The 11,832-nt window shown below is 63.4% G+C and carries 8 protein-coding genes; 4 read left to right on the top strand and 4 right to left on the bottom strand.

Translation table 11 applies throughout. From position 1 onward, the window contains the following. Positions 1 to 67: 67 nt before the first annotated feature. The 3 genes from BQ8420_RS21505 to BQ8420_RS21490 form a co-directional block, all read right to left on the bottom strand. Positions 68 to 607, bottom strand: coding sequence for a class IV adenylate cyclase (locus BQ8420_RS21505; protein WP_087100954.1), 540 nt, complete (start codon positions 605 to 607; stop codon positions 68 to 70). Positions 608 to 926: 319 nt separating this feature from the next. Next, a complete protein-coding gene (locus BQ8420_RS21495; RefSeq protein ID WP_087100953.1) occupies positions 927 to 1,397 on the bottom strand; it encodes an NUDIX hydrolase in 471 nt (156 codons plus the stop codon). A 24-nt stretch (positions 1,398 to 1,421) separates the two neighbouring features. Beyond that, complete coding sequence (locus tag BQ8420_RS21490) at positions 1,422 to 2,651, bottom strand: helix-turn-helix domain-containing protein (RefSeq protein WP_087100952.1); 1,230 nt, start codon at positions 2,649 to 2,651, stop codon at positions 1,422 to 1,424. A 160-nt stretch (positions 2,652 to 2,811) separates the two neighbouring features. Here BQ8420_RS21490 and BQ8420_RS21485 point away from each other — a divergent pair, with 160 nt between their 5' ends. Together BQ8420_RS21485 and BQ8420_RS21480 are read left to right on the top strand one after the other, a co-directional pair. After that, a complete protein-coding gene (locus tag BQ8420_RS21485) occupies positions 2,812 to 4,059 on the top strand; it encodes a methionine adenosyltransferase (RefSeq protein ID WP_087100951.1) in 1,248 nt (415 codons plus the stop codon). Positions 4,060 to 4,063: 4 nt separating this feature from the next. Continuing rightward, a complete protein-coding gene (locus tag BQ8420_RS21480) occupies positions 4,064 to 4,966 on the top strand; it encodes a sulfatase-like hydrolase/transferase (protein WP_087100950.1) in 903 nt (300 codons plus the stop codon). A gap of 1,273 nt (positions 4,967 to 6,239) precedes the next feature. On the opposite strand, the gene gltX is transcribed toward BQ8420_RS21480, so the two are convergent. Then, positions 6,240 to 7,655, bottom strand: a complete 1,416-nt coding sequence (gene gltX, locus BQ8420_RS21475; protein WP_087100949.1) for a glutamate--tRNA ligase — start codon at positions 7,653 to 7,655, stop codon at positions 6,240 to 6,242. Positions 7,656 to 7,845: 190 nt separating this feature from the next. Between gltX and BQ8420_RS21465 the strand changes: the two genes are divergently transcribed. Together BQ8420_RS21465 and BQ8420_RS21460 are read left to right on the top strand one after the other, a co-directional pair. After that, entirely contained in the window at positions 7,846 to 11,022 is a 3,177-nt protein-coding gene (locus BQ8420_RS21465) for a helicase-related protein (protein ID WP_235006403.1), read from the top strand. Next, positions 11,019 to 11,789, top strand: coding sequence for a DUF4391 domain-containing protein (locus BQ8420_RS21460; protein ID WP_087100946.1), 771 nt, complete (start codon positions 11,019 to 11,021; stop codon positions 11,787 to 11,789). The genes BQ8420_RS21465 and BQ8420_RS21460 overlap by 4 nt, the downstream gene beginning before the upstream one ends. The last annotated feature ends 43 nt before the right edge of the window (positions 11,790 to 11,832 follow it).

Below are 11,832 nucleotides of genomic sequence, written 5' to 3'. Positions count from 1 at the left end.
CGCCATGAGTCATGACCCCGGCCCGGCAAGCGTCGGAACGAAAGCCGGGGGCAGCGACCAACCCTCCTCAGGAGTCGAAGCGTAGATCCGGGATACCGGACAGGTCGATGCCGTAGCGGTCGTAGACCTTCGTGGTGTTCTCACCTGTCAGGGACGACTCATCGAATCCGAGCAGCGCGGCAACTCGCACCACCTCGGTCCGGCTATCTGCCTCGATCTCCAGATACACGGGGATACGCGGCCAGGTGTCGATCTCCAACTGGGCACCTTCCAGCGTGAAGCTGTGGCGCCGGTTCTCCTGGTAGGCCTTGGGGGCGTAACCGAGCTTGCCCAGCAACGTGTTGGCGGTCTCGAAGTCGCCGACTTCCGTCTCGGTCTCGCGGGTGCCGCCGATGGCGTCCGAGTCGATCTCCTTCACCGTGAGCGTGACCTGGCTGCCGGTGTCGCGTAGACGCGCCCACCGGGACGCGTCGCCAGGTTCGATGTCATACACGTAGCGCCGCTGAAGCACCTCGCCCAGGTCGGCACCGCCCTTGTCGAGAATGGTCCGGGCCACCTGTTCGGGGTCGATGTCCAAGACCTTGGCCTCGTACTCGATCATGCTCATGTCGTTGAGTTCCCTTCCTTCCCTGGGTTCAAGGCACCCGTTCACCCAGAGAGTCGGCCCGGTCCTTGTAGATCAGGCGTAGGTCCCGCCGGTCTTATGAGCAGGGCCGAGGCTCCCTTCCTGTGGTTGATCACCGACCAGATCGTGCCGGCGCGGCGATCCGATTTCCCGGAGATTCAACGAGTGCGTCGAAGCCGAGAGCACCAGGCCGGGGCCGATGTGCGGAACACCCGAAACAGGGAGTCGGGCCACCTGTCCTTCACTCGCGAGGAGTGGAGCACCTTCGTAGAGACCATCTTGCACAGCCACCGGCAACCCGTTAAGCGACGACCTCACCACTTTCCAGGTAGATCGTGGTCCCCTCACGCCGGGCGCGGTCCCCCTGAACGATCCTGCGAGCGAGCCGGGGGATCGTCACCGTCTCTGCTGAGGACACATCGTGGAACTCGTACCCTGACAGTTCGGCCGGGTCGAGGACGACCTGGTCCAGCCACTGCCGGCCGAGCACTCCCCCATCGAAGACGAACAACTGTTTGTCTCCTTCAGAGGGGTTGGGCGCCCAGTCCACGACCAGAAGTCGGCCGATTGGCGGGGCGATCCCCAGTTCCTCCTTCACCTCACGTACCGCAGCCTGGGTCGGTGTCTCTCCGTGTTCGATGTAGCCACCGGGAATGTCCAGATAGTCCTTGTAGGTGGGGACCACCATCATCACCCGACCTCGCTCATCGAAGAACAGGGCTCCGGCCGCAACCCGGGGACGAGCGAAGGATTCAGTGGGATCAGAGACCATGCTCCGACACTAACGGTCTCCGAATCAGAACATCCCCATCCGATGGGCCAAATCCGCCAGCCTCCTGTCCCGCCTACCTGTCTTGGTCCGCATCATGCGTCCCACGATCTGATGGCTCATCACGTGCTGGTGGACTTGGGATGCTGCCAACCTCTCCGCTTCCAGCATCCGCTCAATGGCCGACGGGATCTCGTTGACGCTGGTGAATGCCCCTGCCACGTCGAAGAGGTGACGTACCCGTCTCTCCCGTGGCAGCGCCGCGGTATCGACACCGGCCCCCAACTTGAGGACAGCACGGGGATCTCCCAAGCCGGCGGCAACGGTCACTCTGTGTAGAACCACGTTGGTCGGCCCGAACGCCGTCCACAAATGATTGGCATCTTGCCCCAACCGAGAGGCGATGCGCTCGGCCTCGTCCAGATATGCGACCGCACTGGCACGATCCCCGTGGCGTGCCGCCGCCACGGCTCCCGGTAACAACAAGGTGCCGTAGACGGACAACAGGCGCGCGGTGCTGGGACGACCACCCTGTTCGCGACGCAGGTACGAGACGGCTTCCCCAGTCAGTGCGACGGCCGTCTCATGTTGCCCTCGCGAATGGAGGGAGTGCACCCCCGAACGCATCAGAGAGCCCTGTAGAGCCAGGTCGTCGCAGTCGAAGGCCGCTTTCATCCCTCTGTCGGTCGCGATCCAAGCCAGGTCAGGTTCTCCAACCTTAGTGAGGATCATCGCGCACGCTTGACATGCCATTGCGAGTAGAGCTCCGGCACTCCGTCTCTGTTCTCCCCCGTATACACACACAGCGGCCTGGGTCTGGGAAAGGAGGTCAGGGAGTCTACGCAAAACGCGGCCATAGTCGGATGCCTGGTAAGCATCCATGACCGTTTCCACCTGTTTGCGAAGGAAGCGAAGGTCAGGCTTCCCTTCCTTGTTCACTGCGAACGGAAACCCCGGCATGATCTGCCGGTAGTCCATCAGGGTCGATCGAATCTCCTCGACATGCACATGTTGATTTCCATGATGGCCCTGGTCCGGGCGATCTCCGATCAGCATGGAAACCGGAACACCGAGTGCATCGGCCAGCGACCGGATCACCGAAAGTCGATCCAAGGGTGCACGGTCGTTCTCGACCTTGCCCAACCAGTCAGTAGTTCGCCCGACCAATCCGGCCAGCACTTCCTGTGACAGGCCACGTCGAAGCCGGTGCCAGGCGACCCGCTGGCCAGGGCTGAGCTGAGGGGAATACGGAGGCATCGGGATTCTTCCTGGACACCCCGGATTTTTTCTCCGGGTCATGTGGAGGACCTGACCTTAACTTCCTAACACCAACCTTCCCGAAAAGGGGGCCCGGCCAACTCCGTTGCCAGGCATTCCTTGAGATCGTTCACGGTCATGATCAAAGAGGAGTCAGTCCATGCGCCTCACCTACCAAGAAGAGCATTTCCCCGCAGAAAGCTCCGGCTTCAACGTGGTCGAACGCAAAGGCATCGGCCACCCTGACTCGCTCGCCGACCTCATCGCGGAGGAGTTCTCCCGCCGCTACTCGCTTCACGGACTCGACCTCTTCGGCGCGGTCCCGAACCACTGGGTGGACAAGGTCGCCCTGGTCGGCGCTGAGGCGGAGGTCGGCTTCGGCGGCCACACGATCCGCAAGCCCATCAGCGCCTACCTGTTCGGCAAAGTGACGCGCGCGGTGGGCACCGAGGCCCTCCCCGTCGAGGACCTGTTCAAAGCAACGGTCGAAAGCGTGCTGGTGGAAGCGACCGGCTGCGACCAGATCATCGGCTCCGTGCGCAGTTTCGTGGAGAACACCGCAGGTGTCGGAGTAGACCATCCTGCCTCGTTCTACCGTCCCTCGGCTCATGACGAGTGCCGCCTCGCCACCGTGAACGCTCTGGCCAATGACACGGCCTTCTGTAGCGCCTACTCACCGGCTGATCCTCTGGACGTCTTGGCAATCGACGTGGAGAACCACGTCAACAGCCCTTCCTTCAGGAATGCGATCAGCAGCCTGGGTTCCGACGTCAAGGTGATGTTGACCAGGGCGGCGGATGTTCTGGAAGCGACGGTCTGCTTGCCGGTGTATCCCCATGCGGTCGGCTCGCACCGTGAGTACACGACCCTGATCTGCGAAGCGTATGAGCGCCTCGACAGCTTCATCAATGAACACCCGGCCGTGCGACAGCGTCCGTGGCTCACGCGGCTGAGCGTCAACACCAAGGACCACGGCAGCGGCGCCTATCTTGCGCCGTTCGGCACCTCCTTGGGCAAGGGCGACTGCGGACTCGTCGGACGCGGCAACAAGGCCAACGGAGTGATCTCCGCCAGCGGCGGCGCGGGGGTCGAGGCCCTGGCCGGAAAGAACCCGGTGCACCACACCGGCAAGCTGTACACGCTCGCCTCCGCGCAACTGGCGGACCGCATCCACGCCAAGTTCGGCCTACCCAACGAGGTCGTACTCGTGTCGCGCAACGGTGACCGCCTGGACGACCCGTCGTTCGTCGGTGTCCGGATCGCACAGCGAGGCAACCGCCTCGACCGCAGCGCTATCGAGGAGTTGACCGCCCAGACCCTGGCCGAACTTCCCCTACTCTCCGAGCGCCTACTCGCGTTGTCCCCGATCGACCGTTTCCGAGACCCGTCTCTGATACTGGAGGTGTGAGGCGATGACGAACTCCGATCTGGCCGACCGCAGCGTCGTCCTCGTCACCCTGGACTCCTGCCGCTACGACGTTGCGGCAAGTGCCCGGACCCCGAACCTGGCAAGGCTCGGGCCACTACTGCGGGCCGAGAGCGCGGGGACCTATACGCTTCCCGCCCACGCCGCGTTGTTCAACGGCTACCTGCCCCGCCCGGTCTCGGGGCCCTTCACACTCGGCGGGCGCGTCGTGGACGCGATCTGGCGTTCAGCGGCGGCCCGACCTTTCAAACGGCACTCCGCCATTCCCTTCGGTGGCCCCACCTTGATGGATCACTACAGCCAGAAGGGTTACAGGGTGCTCGGGGCGGGCGGTGTCACCTTCTTCAACGCCTCCGACCCCGCCAACAGCCTGCCGAGCCTGTTCCCTGAGTTCCTCTATTTCGGCCACCCCTCACGATCGGCCGGAACCGCGCAGAGCCGCATCCTCGATCGCGAGGAGCAACTATCTCTGTCCCACACACTCAAACTCGCAGACCTGTGTTTGGAGGCCAAACGGTTCTTCCTCTTCGTCAACTGCCCCAGCACCCACGTCCCCTATACGACACCGTGGAGCCCTCTCACCGAACGAAACCGGGAACTCCTTCGACACCTCTATCTGCTGCATGACGGTAAGGTCGGCAGGTCGAGGGCGGACGTTCTGGGGGTCGAAGACGTCCAGATGCTTCTAGAGATGCAGAGGCAGGCCCTGGAGTGGGCTGATTCTCGTCTGGGCGACCTTTTCTCACGGCTGAGCGGGAGACGCCCTCTGGTCGTGGTCTGCGCCGATCACGGCGAGGAGTTCGGGGAAGGCGGCAGGTTCGGTCACGGGCACCCACATCCGACGGTCTCCACCGTGCCCCTGTGGTGCGGTCTCCTGGGCGAGGGGTGACAAGGATGGCCTCCCTCAGCTCATGGTTCACACATCCAGCGCTCACCCATGCGGGCTCAGAGGAGATTCGCACCCGGTTGGGCATCTCACCCAACCACTCCTCGTTCCGAACCGGAGTGCTGCGTACCCACCTCCTCACCGCCCTGTTCACTCACAGCGCCGCACGACACCTCGGCTCTCGGGCACACGTGGTGGTCCGGTGGGATGACAGTGACAACCGACGCAGCCGCGACGAACACCGGCAGGATCTTCTAGACGAGCTCACTCAGATCGCGCGGGTACCGATCGTTGGGGAGGAGAACGCCTTTCGGCAGAGCCGACGTGGTGACCGCTACCGCGAGGCGCTACGGCATCTGGCCGCGTTACGGCTCCTGGTTACGGTGCGAGGGCTCCCCTGCCTCGATGTGGCCGCCGTCGATCGGTTCATGGAGGCGGAAGGGGTCTGCCCCGAGTCTCTGACCGCGTGCACGTCCGTGAACGCCTCCGTCCCCCGCGCTCCCGCCCAGGACATGGTGCCTCTCATGCGCAGCGACGGCCGTGCCCTGTGGCACCTGGCCACGGTGGTGGACGACATCGACAACCGGACCAACCTCGTCATCCGGGGAACGGACAAACGCGGTGCCACACCCATCCAGGTCCGCCTGTACTGGGTTCTCAGCGGTGGGTGGATCCCTCCGGCCCACCTGTTCCTACCCAAACTGCTGGAACCAGGACCTGCGGCACCGCGCGTCGCCGACCTCCTCGGGCAAGGTATTCGTCCCTCGGCGCTGCGTTGCTTCCTAGCCCAGCCGTACCTGTCCGACTCGACGCAGACCACGGGAGGTACGGATTTCTCTGCGTTGGTGGACCGGATGCGCACCATTTTTCCGTTGCGCGGCGATAGTTACCTGGATGAAGAGCACCTCCGATCCTTAGATCGGAAGGTCTCGGCGGCTCTGAATCCGGAGGAGGCCCAGCAGGAACTACGCACCCTCTGCCCCGGCCGCCCCTTACATGTCATCGCGTGGGTGGCCCGTCACCATCCGAGGCCACTCCCCCAGCAGAGTCGGCTGTGCCGAGCACTCACCGATGCGGTGATCGACTACGAACCACCCCCGAAGCGATCCGAAGAGGCTGTGCGATGGCTGGATGCCTGGTCTCGTGGACGTGCGAAGGGCCCAGTTCCGCATCCGGTGCGCTGGGTGCTCACCGGTCAGCGGAACGGGCCCCGAGCCTCAGAACTCCTGGAGGTCCTTCCTGCTCAACTGCTGTCCGTACGTCTGGTGTCGGCTCGTCAGGCGTTGAGCCGCTCCAGCGCTGCCCGGAGGCGCTCCAGTGTGCGTTCCCTGCCCAGCAGTTCCAGGGATTCGAAGAGCGGCAGCCCGACTGTGCGGCCGGTCACCGCAACTCGCACGGGAGCCTGAGCCTTGCCAAGCTTGAGCCCTTGGGCGGCCCCGGCCTGCTCAAGGGCTCCCTTGAGGGTCTCAGCCTCCCAGTTCAAGGACTCGTCAGAGTAGGTGGCGATCGCTGCGGTGAGCATCTCCGCACCGATGCCGGGCTTCATGGCCTTGGCCCAGCTCTTTTCGTCGAAGACCGGGGTAACCAGGAACAGGAAGTCGACGTTGGGCACGACCTCGCTGAGCACCGCCACCCGGCTCTGCGCCAGCGGGGCGATCTGCGCGAACACATCCGGATCGAAGTCCTCCGGGCGCCACGGCACGTCCTCCCCTTCCAGGTAGGGAGCACAGCGCTTGACGAACTCGCCGGAGTCCAGGGCTCGGATGTAGTCACCGTTGAAGGCACGCAGCTTCTTCTCGTCGAAGAACGCCGGCGAGGAGTTGACGTCGGCCAGGTCGAAGAGCGGGATCATCTCCTCGATCGGCATGATCTCCCGGTCCTCGCCCGGGGACCAGCCCAGCAGCATCAGGTAGTTGACCATGGTCTCAGGCAGGAAACCCTCGGCCTGGTAGGACTCCATGGCGACCTTGTCACGCCGCTTGGACAGCTTCTGGCGCTTCTCGTTCACCAGCACGGGGGCGTGCGCCCACACCGGCGCGGTGTGGCCCAGGGCCTCCCACAGCAGTTGCTGCTTCGGGGTGTTGGACAGGTGCTCCTCGCCCCGGATGACGTGCGTGATGCCCATCTCGACGTCGTCCACCACGTTCGCTAGGACGAACAGGGCGGTGCCGTCGCCACGGGCGATGACGAAGTCCTCCAGGGCCTCGTGCGGAAACTCCACCCGGCCCCGGATCTGGTCCTCGACCACGGTCGGGCCACCCTCGGGGATACGGAAGCGCAACGCCCGCCCCGGTCCGGCCTCCAGACCTCGGTCCCGACAGAAACCGTCGTAGCCCAGGTTGGGGTTGTCCCGGCGGGCCTGGACCTGCTCGCGCCGGCAGTCGCAGTAGTAGGCCGGCCCTTCCTTCAACAGGCGCTGGGCGGCCTCGGTGTGCTTGTTCGCGTAGTCGGTCTGGAAGTAGGGGCCCTCGTACTGGGTGGAGTCCACTCCCAGCCAGGCCATCGCGGAGAGGATGCCTTCGGTCCACTCCGGGCGGGAGCGGGCGGCGTCGGTGTCCTCGATCCGCAGCACCATCGCGCCGCCGGATTGTCGTGCGACCACCCAGTTCAGCAGCAGGGACCGGGCGTTGCCCACGTGGAACATGCCGGTCGGGGAGGGTGCGAACCTGGTGCGAATCGAGGTGTCAGTCACCCCACAAACCCTAGCGCGATCCACAGCCGTAACAGGTCTGAACAGCTTCCGGTCCACCTATCCACTGAAGTGGCACGGCTCCAAGAACTGATCGTCACCCCGCAGCGGTCATACGGCCTCGATAGCATCGGCGGTACTACCGAGCCGTCAGAACCCACGTCTACAGGTACATCCCGGAGGTTCAGCGTTCATGGCCCCCAGCAACGCTGGCAATGCGATCGATCAGCTACGCAAGCACCTGACCGGCGCTACACGTCTGGACACACTTGCAGAGTCGTTCTCCCTTTTCGTTTATGAAGCGCTACAGAGCGAGCTGGCCCAGGTCGACCTGCGTCTGCTTCTGCATCAAGAGAGCCAGGAGGGCTTCACCCTCAACGGTCGCGAGAAGGAGAACCTCAAGCGTGCTCGGCTCGATCAGCACCGGCTCGCCCAAGCGTTCGTCGGCTGGGCCGAAGAACACCTCCGGGTAAGGGCACTCAACCGACGGACACGCAACACTTGGACCAGCATTGAGGGGCCATTCCCTTACGCGGTCGAACAGGCCGGATTCGATGCTGAGAGTCTCGGTCTCGTGGCATCTGATGATCTGCACTTCCTTCACCCGTTCACCGACGCGGACAAGGTAGAGCAGACCGTCGTCAACTTCGATCGGATGTGGCACGACGACGCGAACTCTCAGCCGATCCAGGAGGAGTTCCTCGAGGCCGCTCGAGCCCTGTTCGAAGATCGAGCCCCAGAGTCCGTCTACCTGCGCATCCTGATCGCCTTGTTCAAGGACTTCGTCGAGGAATCCGGTGAAGAGACCGCCGAACGCGGTAAGACGGGTTTCTATGACTCCGCTGTCTGGAACAAGCTCTACAAGTTCCAGCGTGACGGTGTACTCGGCGCGATCGAGAAACTGGAACGGCACAACGGCTGCATCATCGCCGACAGTGTCGGCTTGGGGAAGACCTTCGAGGCACTCGCAGTCATCAAGTACTACGAGCTTCGGAACAACCGGGTCCTCGTTCTGGCTCCCAAACGGCTCAGGGAGAACTGGACGATCTATCGATCGAACGACACCCGCAACCCATTGAGCAAGGATCGTTTCCACTACGACGTGCTCAACCACACCGACCTCAGCCGCACGCACGGGTTTTCGGGCGACATCGACCTCGCCAACATCAACTGGGGCAATTACGACCTCGTGGTGATCGACGAGTCCCACAACTTCCGAAATAACCCGCAGGTCAAAGACCGCAAGACACGATATTCGCGCCTCATGGACGAGGTCTTTAGAGCTGGTGTCAAGACCAAGGTCCTCATGCTCAGCGCCACACCGGTCAACACCCGCCTGGCCGACCTGAAGAACCAGGTCCTGTTCGTCACGGAAGGCGACGACCAGGCGTTGGCCGATGACGGGATCAAAAGCATCGGTTCGACCCTGTCCAAGGCCCAGCGGCACTTCAACAACTGGCAGAACACACCCGCACAAGCCAGGAGCGCGAAGTCTCTGGTCAACACACTCGGCATGGACTACATCCGGCTGCTGGACCTGGTCACGATCGCCCGTTCACGCAAACACATCGAGAAGTACTACGGGATCGAGGACGTGGGGAAGTTCCCCGAGCGTCTGGCCCCGATCAACCTCAGCCCGCCGATCGATTCGGACAACGCGATGATCCCCCTAGAGGAGATCAACCAGTCGATCCTGCGCCTGAACCTGGCAGCGTATAAGCCCATCTCCTACGTCAACGCGAAACACGTTCAGCGTTATGCGCAAAAGTACGACCAGCGGGTGCGTACGGGCGGTCAGCGGGTGTGGAAGCAGACCGACCGCGAGAACAACGTGGTGCACCTGCTACGGGTGGGGCTCCTGAAACGCCTGGAGTCCTCCGTCAACTCCCTGGGCGAGACCCTCGGTAAGATCCTCGGCACCATCGATATGGCGATCACGAGCATTGACACCTTCGAGGCGTCCGGTGCCAAGGGAACTTCGATCGACGGTTTCGCCGGCTTGGAGCAGATCGACCTCGATGACCCCCAGTTCGAGGACACCGTAGGCGGCAAGGTCAAGGTGTTCCTGGCCGACATCGACCGGATCCGCTGGCGGCAAGAGCTGGAACAGGACCGCAAGACGGTGGAAGCCCTGTTGACCGAAGTGCAGACCGTCGAATCCCCTCGCGACGCCAAGCTCGCCGAGCTCAAGCGGTTCCTTCGTGACAAGGCCGAGCACCCCACCAACGGCGACAACCGCAAGGCCCTGGTGTTCACCGCGTTCAGTGACACGGCCGAATACCTCTACCAGCACGTGGCCGGCTGGGCCCGTGACGAGCTGGGTGTACACGTAGGGCTGATCACCGGGCAGACCTCCCGAACCACTCTCCCGATGAAGCGCAAGCACATGATCGACGTGCTCACCGCGTTCTCCCCTCGTTCCAAGGGCGGCGAGCCGGACTCCCCGCAGATCGATATCGTGATCGCCACGGACACGATCTCCGAAGGTCAGAACCTTCAGGACTGCGACACCGTGATCAACTACGACATCCATTGGAACCCCGTCCGCATCGTGCAACGGTTCGGGCGCGTGGACCGGTTGGGTACCACGAACACCAGCGTCCAGCTGGTGAACTTCTGGCCCAACATCGATCTGGACGCCTACATCAACCTCGAATCCCGCGTATCCAGTCGAATGACACTCCTCGACGTCTCCGCCACCGGCGAAGAGAACCTCCTGGACGTCAATTCCGACGATATGAACGACCTCGACTACCGGCGCAAACAACTCGAGCGGATGCAGGCCACCGCCCCCACCATGGAAGACCTCGCCGGAGGTCTGAGTATCACCGACCTCACCCTCTCCGACTTCCGGATGGACGCGGCGGCACGCCCGCGCAAGGAGGTCCAGGAGATCGCGAGGTGGCCCAAGGCACTGTTCGGCGTCACCCGCTTCGACAAGACCCTCACAGACGACGGCCTCTCCCCCGGTGCGGTCTTTCTACTGCACGTGCGCGACGACGCCTTTACCTTCTCCAAGGCCTACCCGCTGGCCCCGTACGTGCTCGCCTACGTGACCGACGACGGCGAGCTCGCGCATCCCATCGAAGAGCCGAAGATGGCCCTCGACGTACTGCGCCGCCACTGCCACGGCAGCACCGAACCCGAATCCACCGTCCTCGCTGACTTCACCAAGGCCACCAGGTCCGGAAAATCCATGCAGCACTACCGCGACCTGCTGGACGCCGCGATCCGGGCCGCCTCCGGCAAGGCCGAAGAGAGCATGGTCGCCTCTCTCTTCTCCGCGGGCCCCTCCCAACTGGGCGCGGAGAAGGCCGTACCCGGGCTGGAGGCCGTCGACGTGATCGCCTGGGTGGCGGTGATCCCATGAGTGACGTTTCCGCAGGTCGCAGCGCCGCAATCCTGCTAGGTTTGCCGGATACGGCGCGGCTACGGCAACGCGTCACCAAAAGGATGCTCGCCGCGCAATTCGAAGAGCAATCCCCGGCTGACGCACGGCTGATCAACAAGGCCGTTCACTCGGCGTGGGTGTCCGGCATGCTCCGCCCTTCGACCATCCAGGTGTCTGCGTACGAGGATGACGAACGCGCCATCACCGACATCCCGGTATTGGACATCTCCCTGGCCGACAAGGTCACCGGTAGCAAACGCAACCGTGTGATCGAACTGATCCACCGCAGCATGGCCAGACCCGTGGTGTTACTCGTTTCCATGCCCGACGGCACAGAAATCCTCTCCCTCGCACTCACTCATGTCAGCCGGACCGACCCCACTCGTTCCTCCTCTGTCATCGAGGAACACCTCATCGTGCCGACCGATCAGATCGCTCCCGGCTCCCTCCACCTGGAACGACTCGACCGCTCGAACATGTGGGCTCTGTACCGTGACCTCGCCCGCACGGCCGCAGCCGATGGTCACCCCGCGAGCGCGGCTTTGCAGGCCGACGCAGCCATCGGGTTACGCAGACAACTGACCGAGCTGGAGGCTGAGATGGTAAAACTCCTGCGTGAAGCCGGTCAGGCGAAGAACACACAACATCGCATCGATCTGAGAATTCAGTCGAAGCAGACTCGCGCGAAGATCGATCGTGTCAGGGGTCTCCTCTACCGTCCTGACCACAACGATGACCGCCCCTGAGGGACACTCCCTCGCCCCATATCAGCACAAGAAGGACACCCTC

Source organism: Nocardiopsis sp. JB363 (genome assembly GCF_900143625.1).
In the GTDB taxonomy this organism is placed as follows: domain Bacteria; phylum Actinomycetota; class Actinomycetes; order Streptosporangiales; family Streptosporangiaceae; genus Nocardiopsis.
Note: the sequence above shows the minus strand (reverse complement) of the source record. Positions and strands in the feature narration are given on the sequence as shown.